This is a genomic window from Burkholderia crassaminum (assembly GCF_964265005.1).
In the GTDB taxonomy this organism is placed as follows: Bacteria; Pseudomonadota; Gammaproteobacteria; order Burkholderiales; family Burkholderiaceae; genus Burkholderia.
The window spans coordinates 2,514,173-2,531,662 of record NZ_OZ183799.1 but is presented as its reverse complement, the minus strand read 5'-3'; the positions used below and the strand labels follow the sequence as shown (position 1 = coordinate 2,531,662).

12 protein-coding genes and 1 pseudogene are annotated in these 17,490 nt (G+C 66.1%); 8 read left to right on the top strand and 5 right to left on the bottom strand.

Going from position 1 to position 17,490, the window contains the following annotated elements:
• Positions 1-41 precede the first annotated feature (41 nt).
• From ACPTTF_RS11670 to ACPTTF_RS11640, 7 genes and pseudogenes are all read left to right on the top strand, one after another.
• Positions 42-611 (top strand): hypothetical protein, encoded by a 570-nt coding sequence (locus ACPTTF_RS11670; RefSeq protein ID WP_423371248.1) that lies wholly within the window; start codon positions 42-44, stop codon positions 609-611.
• A 123-nt stretch (positions 612-734) separates the two neighbouring features.
• The gene (locus ACPTTF_RS11665; protein WP_423371247.1) at positions 735-1,799 is read left to right on the top strand and encodes an acyltransferase family protein; all 1,065 of its coding nucleotides are present in this window, start codon (positions 735-737) and stop codon (positions 1,797-1,799) included.
• 109 nt (positions 1,800-1,908) lie between these two features.
• Positions 1,909-2,344 (top strand): annotated as a pseudogene (locus ACPTTF_RS11660) (transposase); the annotation flags it as partial.
• Between the two features lie 300 nt (positions 2,345-2,644).
• Positions 2,645-3,163 carry a sigma-70 family RNA polymerase sigma factor gene (locus ACPTTF_RS11655; protein WP_423371878.1) on the top strand — a complete coding sequence of 173 codons (519 nt, stop codon included), beginning with the start codon at positions 2,645-2,647 and terminating at the stop codon, positions 3,161-3,163.
• Positions 3,160-4,125: a FecR domain-containing protein gene (locus tag ACPTTF_RS11650; protein ID WP_423371246.1), complete on the top strand. Its 966-nt coding sequence runs from the start codon at positions 3,160-3,162 to the stop codon at positions 4,123-4,125. The genes ACPTTF_RS11655 and ACPTTF_RS11650 overlap by 4 nt, the downstream gene beginning before the upstream one ends.
• A 114-nt stretch (positions 4,126-4,239) precedes the next feature.
• Positions 4,240-6,711 (top strand): TonB-dependent siderophore receptor, encoded by a 2,472-nt coding sequence (locus ACPTTF_RS11645; RefSeq protein ID WP_423371245.1) that lies wholly within the window; start codon positions 4,240-4,242, stop codon positions 6,709-6,711.
• Between the two features lie 8 nt (positions 6,712-6,719).
• The gene (locus tag ACPTTF_RS11640) at positions 6,720-8,501 is read left to right on the top strand and encodes an alpha/beta hydrolase-fold protein (RefSeq protein ID WP_423371244.1); all 1,782 of its coding nucleotides are present in this window, start codon (positions 6,720-6,722) and stop codon (positions 8,499-8,501) included.
• Between the two features lie 163 nt (positions 8,502-8,664).
• Here ACPTTF_RS11640 and ACPTTF_RS11635 read toward each other — a convergent pair whose 3' ends face one another.
• Entirely contained in the window at positions 8,665-9,357 is a 693-nt protein-coding gene (locus ACPTTF_RS11635; RefSeq protein ID WP_423371243.1) for an aspartate/glutamate racemase family protein, read from the bottom strand.
• 137 nt (positions 9,358-9,494) lie between these two features.
• Here ACPTTF_RS11635 and dinB point away from each other — a divergent pair, with 137 nt between their 5' ends.
• Positions 9,495-10,706, top strand: coding sequence for a DNA polymerase IV (dinB, locus tag ACPTTF_RS11630; RefSeq protein ID WP_423371242.1), 1,212 nt, complete (start codon positions 9,495-9,497; stop codon positions 10,704-10,706).
• Positions 10,707-10,766: 60 nt separating this feature from the next.
• Here the strand turns inward: dinB and ACPTTF_RS11625 are convergent, their stop codons facing one another.
• From ACPTTF_RS11625 to fixL, 4 genes are all read right to left on the bottom strand, one after another.
• Positions 10,767-12,854, bottom strand: coding sequence for a M3 family metallopeptidase (locus tag ACPTTF_RS11625; protein WP_423371241.1), 2,088 nt, complete (start codon positions 12,852-12,854; stop codon positions 10,767-10,769).
• A 232-nt stretch (positions 12,855-13,086) separates the two neighbouring features.
• A complete protein-coding gene (folD, locus tag ACPTTF_RS11620; protein ID WP_423371240.1) occupies positions 13,087-13,947 on the bottom strand; it encodes a bifunctional methylenetetrahydrofolate dehydrogenase/methenyltetrahydrofolate cyclohydrolase FolD in 861 nt (286 codons plus the stop codon).
• A gap of 268 nt (positions 13,948-14,215) precedes the next feature.
• Complete coding sequence (gene fixJ / locus ACPTTF_RS11615) at positions 14,216-14,854, bottom strand: oxygen response regulator transcription factor FixJ (protein ID WP_006493245.1); 639 nt, start codon at positions 14,852-14,854, stop codon at positions 14,216-14,218.
• The gene (gene fixL, locus ACPTTF_RS11610) at positions 14,851-17,367 is read right to left on the bottom strand and encodes an oxygen sensor histidine kinase FixL (protein ID WP_166960304.1); all 2,517 of its coding nucleotides are present in this window, start codon (positions 17,365-17,367) and stop codon (positions 14,851-14,853) included. The genes fixJ and fixL overlap by 4 nt, the downstream gene beginning before the upstream one ends.
• Positions 17,368-17,490: the final 123 nt, after the last annotated feature.

Here is a 17,490-nt window from a genome sequence, read left to right as displayed (position 1 = left end):
GTGGTGACCGAGCCGAAGGCCGCAGCCTTTTCCCGGCCGACTTGGTCAAGGGCGCGAAGGTCAACGACAAACGCGGCCAGCCGGTGCGCAAGTTGGCAGTGCCGATCGACAACACCGCCGCAAGCGGGCTTGCGGCGCTGGTTCAGGAGCGCGGCGGGCTGGTGGTGTCGATGACGGACGTGGATCACCGGAACCTGAATCGTGCGCTGAAACCGTCGAGTCTGTCGATCTACTCGATCCGCCACGCGGTCGGCAGCGAACTCAAACGACAGGTACAGGCCGATCCGGGCAAGGCAGAAAAGGCGGCGACGTTCATGGGGCATTCGAGCACACGTAGCCTGGCGAGTTGCGGACGAAGCAGGCACGCCCACGGCGGTTGGAAGTTCTGGGCGCGGGCGGAGCGTGCGGTGCGCAGCGTGCCCACGACCCACCGGCAGAGGGAGGTTGTTCGGCAAAAGAATAAGGAGGCACGGAAAGCCGCCGCTGCCGGTGTGACGATCGCTAGCGCGATCGTCACACGGATCCCCAAACCTGGGGAGCTATCGCTCCCGATCCCCAAGCCCGCCGGGCTGAAGCCACCACGCGGGCCGAAGCCGACGTGGAAACACTGATTGCCTCAGGCGAGGAAACGGCCTCACGGCATCCTTTTAAGGGCTGTATCATGCTGATCAAGGCAGATACAGCCTCGTGGAATACGGGCCACGTGATTAGAAACGATAAAATCAAGGTTAGAAGTGACACACAACGAGAATAATTTCGATTTTTTAAGGCTTTTGGCGGCATCAATGGTTTTTGTTAGTCATCAGCATGCATTGATGGGCCAGCCTGAGATTGATGTCGGCCTAGGTGGGTTTTTCGGACTCGGGGGTTTGGGTGTTTGCATCTTTTTTGTCATCAGCGGCTATCTGGTTACCCAAAGCTGGATGCGTGATCCGAATGTGTTCAGATTCTCGGTAAAGCGCATTTTGCGCATATGGCCCGGATTATTCGTTGTAACCTGCATTGCTGCATTGATAGTTGGGCCAATTACTTCTACCCTCGGCGCAGCAGATTATTTTTCCGCGCCAGAATTCCTGGAGTATTTTAAAGTCCTTCGTTTGACTGGGGTCAGCTATAATTTGCCAGGAGTGTTTTCAAGCAACCCATTTCCCAAGGCGGTAAATGGTTCGCTGTGGACAATTCCCCTGGAAGTTCATTGGTATCTGATACTTGCGATTGCCGGGGCCATCGGAGCGCTTCGCTGGCGCTGGATTGCGCTGCTTGGCATTATCGGGCTTGCTGTTTATCATTTTGGTATCTATCGCGGCGAGACGAACCCTGATCGAAACTGGTCGCGAGAGTATGGCTTGTTCTTCTGTTTTGGCGTGTTGCTTCAACTGTTTAATGATTGGTGGGGGCGGCGCCGAATTTTCGTGGTCGCAAGCGCATTTATTCTGGGTGGATGCCTTTTCGTGACTGGTTGGCATGTGCTGGGGGTAATGATTGCTATGCCATTTTTTATTATTTCAGTAGGGGAGTCGTCCACTCCGGTGCTGCGTAAATTTGGGCGATTTGGCGATATTTCGTACGGAGTATATATTTATGCGTTTATGGTGCAGCAAACGCTGATATGGATATTTGGAGTGTCTGGTTCATTTTTTCTTCACTTGTCCGCAACGATTGTCGTGACTTTTGCTTGCGCATGGTTGTCTTGGCACTGCATCGAGAAGCGCGCGCTGTCCTTAAAGCCATTTTTGATTTCGACGGGCGGCGGCATGGGTCGAGGCTTTCAACTCATGCGGAAATTGGCTTCTAAATAGGAATCCCAGGCACTGTATAGGCCGGATTGCCTATCATGTAGGCGTCGGAGTTATCCGTCATTTTTCTGGGCGGGATATTTCATGAGAGGTAAAAATCATGGAGATGCCGATGAAGAAGAAACGACGAACGGTAGCGTCCCAGGCAACGGCCCGCGGCCCGCGGGCCGCTGCCTGAACTGCCCAAGGAACTGCTGGATCAGTTGGTCAAGAGGCCGATGACGCCGGCCGAGGTGCAGGATCTGATGTTGGCGTTCAACAAGGTGGTCATTGAACGCGCAATGGGTGCCGAGATGAATCTGCATCCGGGGTACCCACCGGGTCAACCCAAGCCGGCTGGCCAGGCCAACGAGCGCAAAGACGCCAGCGGCAAGATGGTCATTACCAAGCGTAGCCCGGTCCGAGTCGAGGTCCCCCGCGACCGCGACGGCAGCTTCGAGCCAATCCTGATTCCCAAGCACGCGGGCCGTTTCACCGGTTTCGATGAACGCATCATCGCGATGTGCGAGAGCGGTATGAGCGTGCGCGAGATTCAGGCGTTTCTGGCTTGGCCTACTTGCCTGAAACCTGCAACCATCCGGGGCATGCCAGCGTAATCAAGGCTTCCGGCCGGGTTTGGAGTGACGCTCCTACCCCCGCAACCAAGCACACCAGAGGATATGCAGCGCAAGTGACCGATGCGCGCTTCGTCGACAAGAACCCGGCTTCATACCGGTTTTTTGATTTCCGGCCTCGGAAACTCGCTGCCGGCCGGATTCCCGCTTGCCAGTCCCGCCTCTTGTCTCATAAAATTAATGAGAATCATTATCATTAATGGGGCGCTGCGCGACCAGGCAGCGTCGGGGAACATGGGCGTCATCGACAGTCATGCGCAGCGGGGCTTCCGTGCGCTCTACAACGATCATCACGGCTGGCTGCGCGGCTGGCTGCGCAAGAAGCTCGGCAATGCGTGCGACGCGGCCGATCTCGCACATGACACCTATCTGCGCGTGCTCGCGTCCGGCACGACGCCTCAACCCGACGATTCGCGCCGCTATCTGACCCAGATCGCGAACGGCCTCGTGATCGATCTGTATCGCCGGCGGCACATCGAATCCGCCTATCTCGACACGGTGCGGCATTTGCCCGAACCCGATACCCCGTCTCCCGAAACGCGCGCGCTCGTGATCGAGGCGCTGTGTGAAATCGACGCGATGCTCGATCGCCTGCCCGCCAATGCGCGCACGGCGCTGCTGCTGTGCAAGCTCGACGGGCTGACCTATCGCGAGATTGCGGTGCGGCTCGGCGTATCGGTGTCGTCGGTCGAGAAGTATGTCGCCTCCGCGCTGCGCGCGTGCTACTCGGCGCTCTACGGGAGCGCGTCGTGAGCGGGTGGAAGGGCGATACATTGCCCGAGGCCGTCGTGGAGCAGGCGATCGGCTGGCTTGCCCGCCTGTGGTCGGGCGACGCGACCGACGACGACCGGCGCCGCTGCGCGGCCTGGCGTGCCGAGCATCCCGACCATGAGCGTGCGTGGCAGCGGCTTGCCGGCATCGACGCGAAACTCGGCAGCGTACCGGCCGATACGGCGCTCGGCGTCCTGCTTGAACAGCCGCCCCGGCCCGCACGCCGGCGCGCGATGCGCGCGCTCGGCTGGGCGATCACGCTCGGTGGTGCGAGCTACGGCGTGCGCAGTACGCGCCTGTGGCAATCGGCCACCTCCGACTATGCGAGCGGGATCGGCGAAGTGCGCGACGTTACGCTCGCGGACGGCACGCGCGTATGGCTCGACACGGAGAGTGCGATCGACGTGCGTTTCGACGAACGTGAGCGGCGCATCGTGCTCGAGCGTGGCGCGGTCCATGTCGAGACCGCGCACGACGCGGCGGGGCGGCCGTTGCGCGTCGAGATGCGGCAGGGAGTTGCGCGTGCGCTCGGCACGCGCTTCACGGTGTCGGACGAAGGCGCGCGCGCACGCGTCGACGTGTTCGACGGTGCGGTCGAGATCCGGCCGGCTCGCGCAGCCGATCGCGTGCTGCGGCTCGAGGCGGGCAAGGCCGTGCGTTTCGATGCGGACGGCTTCGCAGCGCGAGAGCCCGCCGATGCGCGCGCGAACGCATGGACGCAGGGCCGGCTGATCGCCGAACGCATGCGCGTCGATGCGTGGTGCGCCGAACTTGCACGCTACCGACCTGGCGTCCTGCGCTGCGATCCGTCGCTCGCGCGGCTGTCGGTGTCGGGCGTGTTCTCGCTGACCGACACCGATCGCGCGCTCGACGGCCTGCGGGCTGCGTTACCGGTCGAGGTCGTCTACCGCACGCGCTACTGGGTCACCGTCGTCCCGCGCTGAACGCCGGCGCAGCGTCATCAGAAAAAATTTCACGAGACGATTGAGGGTTTCGGCGGTTCGTTCGGAATACACGATGCACCTTCGCAACATTCCGAACCCAAAGGATTCTTCATCATGGCGTTCCGCCGGTTTTCCCCGTCTGCAGCCTCCCGTCCCGCCAACCGGCTCGCGCGCCGTCGTGTCGCGTCGCGCGCGTTCGAACCGGCGCTTGCCGCCGCGCTGGTGCTTGCCATGCCGATCGGCGCGCAAGCGCAGCCCGACGATCCGCCGTCGCGCGTCGATACCGACGAGCGGCGCGCGTATGCGATTCCGGCCGGCGCACTCGACGTCGTGCTGAATCGCTACGCGGTGGCGGCGGGCGTCGAACTGGCGAGCGACGCGGCACTCACGGCGCATCTCGCGAGCGACGGGCTGAACGGTCGCATGGGTATCGCGGAAGGTTTCGCGCGCCTCCTGGCGCCGCACGGCCTCGAGGCCGTGCGTACCGGCGGCGGTTACCTCGTGCAGCGCCGCGCGTCGGCCGTGCCGGCCGCAGCGGGCGCAGGCGCGACGCTGCCGGCGATCGTCGTGAACGCGCGTGCGGATGCGCTGCCCGAGGCGTACACCGGCGGGCAGGTCGCGCGCGGGGGCCGGCTCGGCATGCTCGGCAACGCCGATTTCATGGATGCGCCGTTCAACATCACGAGCTACACATCGGCGCTGATCGAGAACCAGCAGGCCGGTACCGTCGCCGACGTGCTGGAGAACGATCCGTCGGTGCGCTTCACGACGTCGACCGGCCACATCGTCGAGAACTATACGATCCGCGGCTTCAACGTGATCGCCGACGATCTCGCGTTCAACGGGATGTACGGGCTTGCGCCGTACGGCCACTCGCCCACCGAATTCATCGAGCGGATCGAAGTGCTGAAAGGGCCGAACGCGCTGCTGAACGGCATCTCGCCGAGCGGCGGCGTCGGCGGTGCGATCAACCTCGTCCCGAAGCGTGCGGGCGATACGCCGCTCGCGCGCCTCACCACCGACTACATCTCGGACGGCCAGTTCGGCGTGCATGCGGATCTCGGCCGGCGCTTCGGTGACAGGAACCAGGTCGGCATCCGCATGAACGGTGCGTATCGCGACGGTCGTACGACGATGGACGGACAGGGCAAGAAACGCGAGTTCGCGTCGCTCGCGTTCGACGTGAAGGGCGAGCGCGCGCGTTTCTCGCTCGATGCCTATACGGACACCGAACGCTTCGACAACGGCAGCCCGTGGATGGCGTCGTTCGCCAGCCAGGTCGTGAGCCCGCCGTCGCCAGGCACGAACCTGCTGCGCGGCGCATGGGGCAAGCTCGACAACCAGGCCGTCGTCGCGCGCGGCGAACTCGACCTGACCGACCGGATCACCGCATACGCGGGGATCGGCGGCCTCGGCTATCGCTACTCGGGTTTCATCAACGGGACGCGGGCCGGCGCGATCCAGCCGAACGGCAACTATCGAGCGGTGACGTACAACCAGAACGGCTATACCGACACGACGTCGATCGAGGCCGGCGCCCGCGCCCGGTTTCGCACGGGGCCCGTCAGCCATCAGGTGTCGCTCGGCGTGACGTCGCTGCAGATCGAGTCCGGCACGATCAACCGGACGAGTGCGACGTTCGCGTCGAACATCTACGCGCCGATCGATCCGCCGCTCGCGCCGTCGCCGGGCCCGGCGCCGAAGACGTCGGAGGCCGCGCTGACGAGCGTCGCGCTGGCAGATACGCTGTCGTTCGCACGCGATCGCGTGCAGCTCACGCTCGGCGTGCGCAGCCAGCGCGTCCACGCGAAGACCTATGCGGCCGCGACGGGGCTGAAGACCGCGGACTACGACGAAACCGCGCTGACGCCCGCGTTCGCGCTCGTCGTCAGGCCGTTCGGGCCGGACGTGTCGCTGTATGCGAACTATGTCGAGGGGCTGACCCAGGGCGACACCGTGTCCGACGTCACCGCGAAGAACTACGGCCAGATGTTCGCGCCGTACAAGAGCAAGCAGGTCGAGGTCGGCGCGAAATGGGAGACCGAAACCTTCGCGAACACGCTGTCGCTGTTCCAGATCACGAAGCCGAGCATGCTGAAGGACGCCGCGACCAACCTGTACAGCGCCGACGGCGAGCAGCGTAACCGCGGCGTCGAATGGAACGTGTTCGGCCAGGTGGTGCCGCGGCTGCGCGTGCTGGGCGGGCTCGCCTACACGCAGGCGCTGCTGACGCACACGGCCGGCGGCGTTTATGACGGCAACACGGCGTACGGCGTGCCGAAATGGACGGCGAACCTCGGCCTCGAATGGGATACGCCGTGGGTGCGGGGGCTGACGCTGTCCGGCCGCGCGGTGGCGACGAGCGCGCAGTTCGTCAACTCGACGAACACGCAGCGCATCCCCGGCTGGACCCGGTTCGATCTGGGGGCACGTTATGCGACGCAGGTCGCCGGCAAGACTGTCGTGCTGCGCGGCGCCGTCGAGAACGTCGCGAACCGCACGTTCTGGGCCGGCACGTTCAACGACGGCTTCGTCACGCAGAATGCGCCGCGCACCTTCAAGGTGTCGGCCACCATCGACTTTTGAGGCGCACGATGATGATCCTCCGGAAATGGGCCACGCGCATGGCGTGTGCGTGGCGTGTCGGCGTGGCGCTGGCGGCGATCGGCATGTCGACCGCGCACGCGGAACGCGCGGTCGCGACGGGCGAGGGGGTGACGGGCCATGTTGCGCGCGAGCAGGCGGCGCACCTGCTCGCGCTCGATGCCGGGACGTTCGTCCAGGGCCGCCTCGATGGCGCGGCCGCGAATCTCGATCTCGCGACGGGCGATGGCCGGCATCTGCGGCAGCTCGTGACGGCCGACGGGCAGTCGCGTGATTTCATGTTCGTTGCGCCGGCGGACGGCGAATACGCGTTGCAGGTGTCGGCGCCCGGGGCCGGCATGCTGTCGCCCGACGGCCGCCAAGCCTACCGGCTCGCGATCGTGAATCGCGTGCCGCGTGCGCAGCAGCGTGCACCCGTGCCCGCCATCGCGAGCCCGCGCGTCGCGAAGCTTGTCGCCGAACTCGCGGCGGGCGGCACGACCGACGCGTTCTGGCACGAGGTGGCGGCAAGCGGCGCGCCGCTCGTCGAGCCGGCGCCCGCGCAGCCGGCGCGCACCGACGCAACGATCGCGCGCGGCCTGAACCCGCCCGACGAAGCGACACGGCTCGTCACGTTCCTGTGGCGCGGCGCGCGGGACAATGTGCGGCTGCTCGGCAGTCCGTCGGGCGAGCACGACTCGCTGCGGCACCTGCCGGGCAGCGACGTCTGGTATCGCAGCTACGTGGTGCCGGCCGCGACGCGCATCAGCTACCTGCTCGCCCCCGACGTGCCGGAACTCGATCTCGACGACGGCGCGCGGCGCCGCGCGATTCTCGCGACCGCGCAGCGCGATCCGCTCAATCCGCGCACGTTCATGAATCCCGAGCCGGATCCCTTCCAGGGAAAGTCGGTGCTCGAGTTGCGCGACGCCCCGCCGCAGCCGTGGATTGCAATGCGCACAAACGTGCCGGCCGGCACGCTGACCGCTTACCGGTTCGCCAGCGCCGCGCTCGGCAATACCCGCGACGTGTACCTGTATCGACCGGCCGGCTACCGTGCGGACGATCCGTCGCGCGCGCTCGTCGTGGTGTTCGACGCACACGCGTACGTCGAGACGGTACCGACGCCGACGATCCTCGACAACCTGATCGCGGAGGGGCGCGTGCCGCGCACCGCGGCGCTCATCGTCGGCAATCCGGACAGCGCGACGCGCGGCCGGGAACTGCCGCCGAATCCCGCGTTCGCGCGCTTTCTTGCCGAAGAGTTGATGCCGTGGGCGCGTCGCGAGGGCGTGAGCGCACCGGCGGCGCGCACCGTGATAGCGGGGTCGAGCTACGGCGGGCTCGCGTCGGCCTATGCGGCGCTGCGTCACCCGGAGCTGTTCGGCAACGTGCTGAGCCAGTCGGGTTCGTTCTGGTGGGCGCCCGCGCAGGGCGATGCGCGCACGCGTACCGCCGAGTGGCTGACACGCGAGTACGCGGTGCGCGAGCGGTTACCCGTGCGCTTCTATCTGGAGAGCGGTCGCTTCGAGGACGGCAAGGGGCCGGCCGGCATCGGCACGACGAGTCGTCACTTGCGCGACGTGCTGCAGGCGAAAGGCTATGCGGTGCGCTATGCGTCGACGGCGAGCGGCCACGACTATTTGCACTGGCGCGGGTCGCTCGCGTGTGGTCTGGTCGCGTTGATCGGTTCACCGGGGCAGGGTGAAAGGGCGCCATTCGACGCCGCGTGCCCGTTCGAGCGGCCAGGCGAGCCGATCGAAGCGTCAGGCGCGACGGCCGAAGCGTCCTGACGGGGCGGCGGATGCGGTGCGAACCGCTGCAGCGGTGCCGTTGTTCATTCGTGCCGGCACCTGCCCGGCTGCTGGCCGTTCGTACGGTGGATCGGTAGAGGCGAGCGGCCGGTCGTGCCGGTACGCGTTCGCGTGATCGGCAGCATCGCAGTGGCGGGGCCAGTCAGCGCGCCGCCCACTCCACCGCCGCCTTCGCATGTAGCGCGGTCGTATCGAACACCGGCAGCGGCGAGTCGTGCTCGCCGATCAGCAGCGTGATCTCCGTGCAGCCGAGGATCACGGCCTGCGCGCCTTGCTGCGCGAGTTTTTCGATGATCGTCACGTACGTCGCGCGCGATTCCGGCGAGATGATGCCGTGGCACAGCTCGTCGTAGATGATCCGGTGCACGTCGTCGCGCCCGCGTTCGTCCGGCACGAGCACCTCCATTCCGAACTTGCCGCGTAACCGCTCCGCGTAGAACGGTAGCTCCATCGTGTAGCGCGTGCCGAGCAGCGCGACGCGCTCGACGCCCGTATCGCGCAGCGCGGTGCCGGTCGGATCGGCGATGTGCAGGAACGGCAGCGTCACCGCGGCTTCGATCGCATCGCATACGCGATGCATCGTATTGGTCGTCAGCACGACGAGGTCGGCGCCGGCCGCTTCGAGCTGCTGTGCGGCGCCGGCCATCCGCTCGCCGAGTGCCGCCCAGTCGTGCGAGCGCTGCAGCGCTTCGATCTCCGCGAAATCGACCGTGACCAGCACGCTCTTCGCGTTGTGATGCCCGCCGTGCAGCGCCTTCGAATGGCGATTGATCATCCGATAGTACTCGGCCGACGATTCCCAGCTCATTCCGCCGATCAATCCGATCGTCTTCATCCGTCACCTTTGCGTTTCGTGTATTGCGGCAGACGAGTATAGGCGCCGCGGCCCGCGCCCCGCCGGTACGATCCGCGCAAAGCGGGCCGGTACGGCGCCGCCAGGCCTGGCCGCACGCGACAGTTGAAACCGGCACTGTGTTTTTGTACAGTATCGGCACCGTGAACCCGACCATCATTCCGCCTGCCGATCCGCACGTGCCGCCGCCTGGCGACGCGCTGCCGCGCATGCGCAAGATCATTCACTGCGACTGCGACTGTTTCTACGCATCGGTCGAGATGCGAGACGACCCGTCGCTGCGCAACCGGCCACTCGCGGTCGGCGGCCGGCCCGACCAGCGCGGCGTGATCGCGACCTGCAACTACGAGGCGCGGCGCTACGGCGTGCATTCGGCGATGTCGTCGGCGCTGGCGATGCGCAAGTGCCCGGACCTGCTGATCCTGCCGACCGCGATGGACAAGTACCGCGCGGCGTCGCGGCAGATCATGGCGATCTATCGCGACTACACGCCCGACGTCGAGCCGCTGTCGCTCGACGAGGCGTATCTCGACGTCAGCGGGTCGGAGCGGTGCCAGGGCAGTGCGACGCTGATTGCACGGGAGATCCGCCAGCGCGTGTACGACACGGTCGGCGTGACCGTGTCGGCCGGCGTCGCGCCGAACAAGTTCATCGCGAAGATCGCGTCCGACTGGAACAAGCCCGACGGGCTGTTCGTCGTGCGGCCGCACCAGATCGACGCGTTCGTCGCGGCGCTGCCGGTGCGCAAGCTGCACGGCGTCGGCAAGGTGACGGCCACGCGGCTCGACCGGCTCGGCATCCAGACCTGCGCGCAGTTGCGCGACTGGCCGCTGATCGACCTGCACCGTGAATTCGGCGCATTCGGGCGGCGGCTGTACGAACTGTCGCGCGGGATCGACGAGCGGCCCGTGCAGGCCGACCAGGAGCGCAAGTCGGTCAGCGTCGAGACGACCTACGTCACCGATCTGACGACGCTCGAACAGTGCGCGGAGGAAATCCGCCGCCTCGTCGTGCAACTCGATGCGCGAATCGCACGGGCGGGCGCCGCGCGGTCGATCCGCAAGCTGTACGTGAAGATTCGCTTCGCCGATTTCCAGCGCACGACGGTCGAGTGCGTGGCCGACGCGACGCATGCGGACACGGCCGTCACGCTGCTCGCGAAGGGGCTGCAACGGCGTGCGCAGGCGGTACGGCTGCTCGGCGTCGGCGTGCGCATCGACGAGGATACCGCCGAGCGCCACGGGCAATTCTCGCTGTTCGACGACGAAGCCGGGCACGCGGGCCATGCCGACAACGCGGGCGACGCAGCCGACGAAACCCCGGCGCCATGAAAAAAGGCACCGCCGCAGCGGTGCCTTTCGATGCAGCCGGACGAACCGGACAGCGCGCGCTCAATGCGCGGGCGCGGCCATCCCGTTGTGGCGCAGCAGCGCATCGATCTGCGGCTCGCGGCCGCGGAACGCCTTGAACGAGTCCATCGCCGGGCGGCTGCCGCCGACCTCGAGGATTTCACGGCGATAGCGCGTACCGGTTGCCGCGTCGAGCACGCTGCCGCTCGCGGCAGCCGCTTCCTCGAACGCCGCGTACGCATCGGCCGACAGCACCTCGGCCCACTTGTAGCTGTAGTAGCCGGCCGCGTAGCCGCCCGCGAAGATGTGGCTGAACGTGTTCGGCCAGCGCGAGAACGCGGCTTGCGGGATCACGTGATAGCGTTCGTTGATCTCGCGCGCGAATGCGGTCACGCCGGTGGCGCCCGCCGGGTCGAAGTCGACGTGCAGCAGCATGTCGAACATCGAGAACACGATCTGGCGCAGCGTGCCGAGCCCGCTCTGGAAGTTCTTCGCGGCGATCATCTTGTCGAACAGCTCGCGCGGCAGCGCGGCGCCCGTGTCGACGTGCGACGACATCGACGACAGCACGTCCCATTCCCAGCAGAAGTTTTCCATGAACTGCGACGGCAGCTCGACGGCATCCCATTCGACGCCGTTGATGCCCGACACGCCGAGCTCGTCGACGCGCGTGAGCATGTGGTGCAGCCCGTGGCCGAATTCATGGAACAGCGTGATGACTTCGTCGTGCGTGAAGCACGCGGGCTTGCCGCCGATCGGCGCCGAGAAGTTGCAGGTGAGATAGGCGACGGGCGTTTGCACGCTGTTGCCGCGCTTCGCGCGCGAACGCGCGTCGTCCATCCACGCGCCGCCGCGCTTGCCTTCGCGCGCGTACAGGTCGAGATAGAACTGCGCGACGAGCGAGCCGTCGCGGTTCTCGACGCGGAAGAAACGCACGTCCTTGTGCCACACCGGCGCATCGTCCGGCTTGATCTGCACGCCGAACAGCGCCTCGGTGACGGTGAACAGGCCCTTCAGCGCGGCCGGCTCCGGGAAGTACTGCTTGACCTCGTTTTCCGAGAACGCGTAGCGTTGCTGGCGCAGCTTCTCCGCCGCGTACGCGACGTCCCACGGCGCGAGTTCGGCGAGGCCGAGTTCCTTCGCGGCGAACGTGCGCAGTTCGTCCCAGTCCTTGTCCGCATGCGGGCGCGCGCGCGTCGCGAGATCCTCGAGGAACGCGATCACCTGCTGCGGCGATTCGGCCATCTTCGGCGCGAGCGACACTTCGGCGAAGTTGCGGTAGCCGAGCATCTGCGCCTCTTCGCGGCGCAGCTTCAGCGCATCGGCGACGATCGCCGTGTTGTCCCATTCGACCTTGCCGTCGCCGTACTGCGGCCCGAGTTCCGACGCGCGCGTCGCATAGGCGCGGTAGAGCGTCTCGCGCAGCGCGCGGTTGTCGGCATATTGCAGCACCGGGAAGTACGACGGGAAGTGCAGCGTGAATTTCCAGCCGTCCTTGCCGTCCTTTTGCGCGGCTTCACGGGCGGCCTCGATCGCGTCGCCGGGCAGGCCGGCCAGTTCGGCGTCGTCCTGCACGAAGTACGCGTACGCGTTGGTCGCGTCGAGCACGTGATCGGAGAATGCCTTCGACAGTGCGGCCTGCTGTTCCTGCAGTTCGGCGAAGCGCGGCTTCTGGTCCTCGGGCAGCTCGGCGCCCGACAGGCGGAAATCGCGCAGTGCGTTGTCGAGGATCTTCTTGCGTTCGGTGGACAGCGTTGCGTATTCGGCGCTCGCGGCGATCGCCTTGTACTTCTCGTACAGCGCGAGGTTCTGGCCGACGCTCGACCAGAATTCGGTCACGCGCGGCAGGTTCTCGCCGTAGGCGGCCCGCAGTTCGGGCGTATCGGCGACCGCGTTCAGATGGCCGACGATGCCCCAGGCGCGACCGAGCGGCTCCGTCGCGTGCTCGACCGTCTCGACGATTTCTGCCCAGGTTGCCGGCGTCGCAGCGGCGCTTGCCGTTTCGACCGCGCGGTTGGCGGCATCGAGCAGCGTGTCGAGCGCGGGCGTCACGTGTTCCGGGCGGATCTCGCCGAAGCGGGGCAGGCCCGAGAAGTCGAGAAGCGGGTTGGTGTTGGCGCTGGCGGACATAAGACTCCCTGTCTGTTGCCGGATGAACCGGAGTGAAAAGGGTAAGGCGCGCAAAGCAACGCGGCGCCCGATATCGACATTATTGGGGCGCATCGCGCGCTTTCCAATCGTTAGTTTCTAACGAGGCGATTGACGCGGGGTCGAATGCGGGGCGTCGGGAGGCGCGGCCGGCGCGATGCGGCCGGCGAGGCACCGGCACGCGGAACCGCGTGCCGGCTGAACGGGCAGGGGGTCAGGCGGTTGCGTCGGCGGCGCGCTCGGCCGCTTCGATCGTGTTGATCAGCAGCATCGTGATGGTCATCGGGCCGACGCCGCCCGGCACCGGCGTGATGTGGCCGGCCACTTCCTTCACGCCCGCGAAGTCGACGTCGCCGCACAGCTTGCCCGCATCGTCGCGGTTCATGCCGACGTCGATCACCGTCGCGCCGGGTTTCACCATGTCGGCGGTCAGGATGTTGCGCTTGCCGACCGCGGCGACCACGACGTCGGCCTGCCGCGTGTGCGCGGCGAGGTCGCGGGTCTTGCTGTGGCAGATCGTCACGGTCGCGCCGGCGTCGAGCAGCATCATCGCCATCGGCTTGCCGACGATGTTCGAGCGGCCGATCACGACCGCGTTCACGCCCTGCAGCGGGATGTCGTGTGCCTCGAACATCTTCATCACGCCGTACGGCGTGCACGGGCGGAACAGCGGCTTGCCGGTCATCAGCGCGCCGGCGTTCGCGATGTGGAAGCCGTCGACGTCCTTCTCCGGCGCGATTGCCTCGATCACCTTGTGGCTGTCGATGTGCGCGGGCAGCGGCAGCTGGACGAGGATGCCGTGGATCTTCGGGTCGCGGTTCAGCTCGTCGATGCGTGCGAGCAGGTCGGCTTCCGACAGCGTGGCCGGGTACGCATCCTTCAGCGAGAAGAAACCGTTGTCCTCGCACGCCTTGATCTTGTTGCGCACGTAGACTTCGCTCGCCGGGTTGGCGCCGACGAGGATCACCGCGAGACCGGGCTGGTGGCCACGTGCGGTCAGGGCGGCGGCGCGTTCGGCGGCCTGTGCGCGCAGAGTCTTCGAAAGGGCGTTGCCGTCGATGAGGAGGGCTGTCATGGTGGTGGTCCTGCCGGGAAGTTGGAATGCGGGCGTGCGACGCACGAAGCGCCGCAGCAAAGCACGCAATTATACCGGTCGCTTGCTGTCGTCCGACAGCGAATGAGCGGGAAGCGTCACGGCCGCGGCGCTCGCACGCCGGGAGGAAAGGAAAGGCCGCCGCCGCGCGAGTGGGCCGCATCGCGCGGGGCGGCCGGAACAGGCCGTTACGTCATGGGCGGAAGCGCCCCGCGACCGGGCGGGCAGTGCCGCCGCGGCCGGCACGCGCTCAGGCCTGCTTCTTCGACAGCGCGAGGCGCAGCAGGTCGGCCACCGTGTTGACGTTGAGCTTTTCCATGATGTTCGCGCGGTGCGCTTCGACCGTCTTGATGCTGATGCCGAGATCGTCGGCGATCTGCTTGTTCAGGCGGCCTGCGATGATCCGTTCGAGCACCTGTTGCTCGCGCGCGGTCAGCTTCGACAGGCGTTCGCTCGCGGCACGTTGTTCCTGGACGCTCTTGCTTTCGCTTCGGGCCTTGTCGAGCATCCGCTCGACGAGCTTGCGCAGCTCGGCTTCGTCGAACGGTTTCTCGATAAAGTCCATCGCACCCTTTTTCATCGTCGAGACAGCCATCGGCACGTCGCCGTGACCCGTGACGAAGATGATCGGCAGCGCGGCATTGTCGGCGATCAGGCGTTCCTGCAGTTCGAGACCGCTCATGCCCGACATCCGCACATCGAGGATCAGACATGCGATCTGGCCGGCCTGCTGCGCCGGCTGATACGCATCGAGGAATTGCTCGGCGCTCGAGAAGCATTGCACGCGATAGCCGTTCGCCTCCAGCAGCCAGCGCAGCGAGTCCCGTACGGCCTCGTCGTCGTCGACGACGAAGACGGTTTCCTGAGTGGTGGTGACAGGGCTATTCATAGTTCTCCCGTAACGGTGTGTGATGCCGATGCCTCGCGCCCCCCTCGGCCGAGATCAGCGGGTTCCCCAATGGGCAGGCTGCAGTGGAACGTCGCGCCGGAAATGCGGCCATCCGGCTCGACGTTATTGACCACCCACAGACGCCCCCGATGCGATTCGATGATCGAACGGCAGATGTTCAGCCCCATGCCCATGCCATCGGACTTGGTGCTGTAAAACGGTTCGAACAGGCGCTCGGCGGTCGCTTCGTCGACGCCCGGGCCCTGGTCGATCACGCGGATGTCGACGAATCCCGCATCGATGTCGGCGACGACGCGGATCACGCCGTCCGCCGACGCCGGCTTCACGTCGGCCATCGCCTCGGCCGCGTTCTTCATCAGGTTCATCAGCACCTGCTCGATCAGCACGGGGTCGACATAAATAATAGGCATTCTTGCGAGGATTTCCGTGACGATCCGGATCCTGCGCTTCCTGGCCTCGATTTCGGCGAGCCCGACCGCGTCGGCGACGATGTCCGCAACCCGCGCCGGCTGGCGCTTCGGCTCGCTGCGCTTCACGAATTCGCGGATCCGCTTGACGATCATCCCCGCGCGCAGCGCCTGCTGCGCGGTCTTTTCCAGCGCGGGCTGCAGCGTCTCCGGCGTGCCGCGGCCGCTCTTGACGAGTGCGAGCGTGCCCGAGCAGTAGTTGTTGATCGCGGCGAGCGGCTGGTTCAATTCGTGAGCAATCGACGACGCCATTTCACCCATCGTCATCAATCGGCTCGTGAACTGCAGCTTCTCTTCCTGCTGGTGCGCGAGTTCCTGCGCCTTCTTGCGGGTCGTGATGTCGGTCGCGATCTGCATCTGCGCGAGGTGGCCGTCCACCCACTGGATGTACTGGCGGCGCACTTCGAACCATTTCTGGATGCTCTCGACGTACACCTCCTGCGCGTCCGCCGTGCTGCTCGTCAGCGCGGCGGCCGGCAGGCCCGCGAACGCATCGACCATGTCGATCGAGTCGGACGATGCCTGTGCGCGGTCGAAGCCGCCGCCCGACAGTTCGAGATGGCCGTCCGGGCGGATGCCAAACAGGTGGCGGTAGTAGCGGTTCGCGAACAGCAGCTCGGCCTCGTCGGCGGCCAGCACCGACACCGCGGCATCGAGGCTTTCGAGCACCGTCGTGAAGCGCTCGTGCGCGGCCGCGAGTTCCTCGCGCGCGCGCTTCGGCTCGGTGATGTCGGTCATCGACGACATCCAGCCGGTCTGGCGGCCGGAGCTGTCGATCAGCGGCGACACATACAGGCGCGCATGGAACAGCGTGCCGTTCTTGCGCCGCACGCGCAGCTCGAAGCCCGAGCTCGGTGCCTTGCCGCGCAGCGTCATGTCGAGCTGGCGCTGCATTTCCGGGTAAGCGTCGCGCGGCCAGTACGGGAACGGCGCGACCTTGCCGACGAGGTCGGTTTCGTCCCAGCCCGTCATCCGGCAGAACGCGGGGTTCACGTGCGTGATGCGGCCGTGCATATCGAGCACGCGCATGCCGATCAGTACCGAGTTTTCCATCGCGCGGCGGAAGAACGCTTCGGCGTACAGCGCCTGCTGCGCCTCGAAGCGCTGGCGCGTGTGCTTCCACAGGCTCCAGAGGCTCCACAGCACGAAGCACGACAGGCCCGCCACGAGCCACACGAGCGTGTTGTTGGTCAGGTTGGTGAGCTGCGGGAACGCGTACACGCGCACGGTCAGCCCCTGGCCGGGCGGATCGAGCGGCAGGTCGTAATGCGAGTCGCGCGGCAGGCGCGGGCGCGTCGACGTGGACGACAGCTCGCGGTTGTTCGCGTCGGTGATCGAGATCTTGTACTTCGACGACAGTTCCTGCGGGATGTCGTGCTTCAGGATGCCTTCGACCGAGAACACCGCGGCGATCGAGCCGAGGTACTCGCGGTCGCCGCGCATCACGGGCGTCTGCAGCGTGATGAAGCCGTTGCCGAAGTCGTCGTAGATCAGCGGCGAATAGGCCTGGCGGCGCGTGCCGCGCGCTTCGTCGTAGGCGCCGCGCACGGCGTCCTGCATCTGCGCTTCGCCGGGCTTCGCGAGCCGCTGGCCGAGCAGCGGCGGATGCACGGTCGGCCAGCGCTGCACGCCGGGCGACGTGTACCAGTTCAGGTAGAGGATTTCCGGATGCGTTTGCATCACGTCAGCGACGGCCATCTGGAACGCGTTCTGGTCGAGGCGGCCGGACGCGAGATCGCGCGACAGCGCCTGAAGCTGTTCCTGCGCGCCCGTCATCGACAGGCGGATCTGCTGCTGGGCCCACGCGACGTTACGGAAGAGGGTGTCTTCCTGCTGCTGCTGTTCGCGGCGATTGAGGCTCCACAGAATGAGGCTCATCACCACCAGGAACACCAGGATCGACAGCAGGGGCGTCAGCAAATAGGAATTGGACCACCACGGTCCGTGGTGCCAACGGGACGGCTGCGACTCCGCCGGCGGGCCCGACGGTCGCGCCGAGCGTGCGAAAAGCCGATCGGTCAACATGGCAGGATTGTAGCGCAGCGCAATACATGGAAAACCTATACCGGATATGTTGAACGGAAACGGATTTGTTCCGCCGCGGCGTGCCGGAGAGCCCCGAAATATGGGTGCAGCGCAGCAATATTT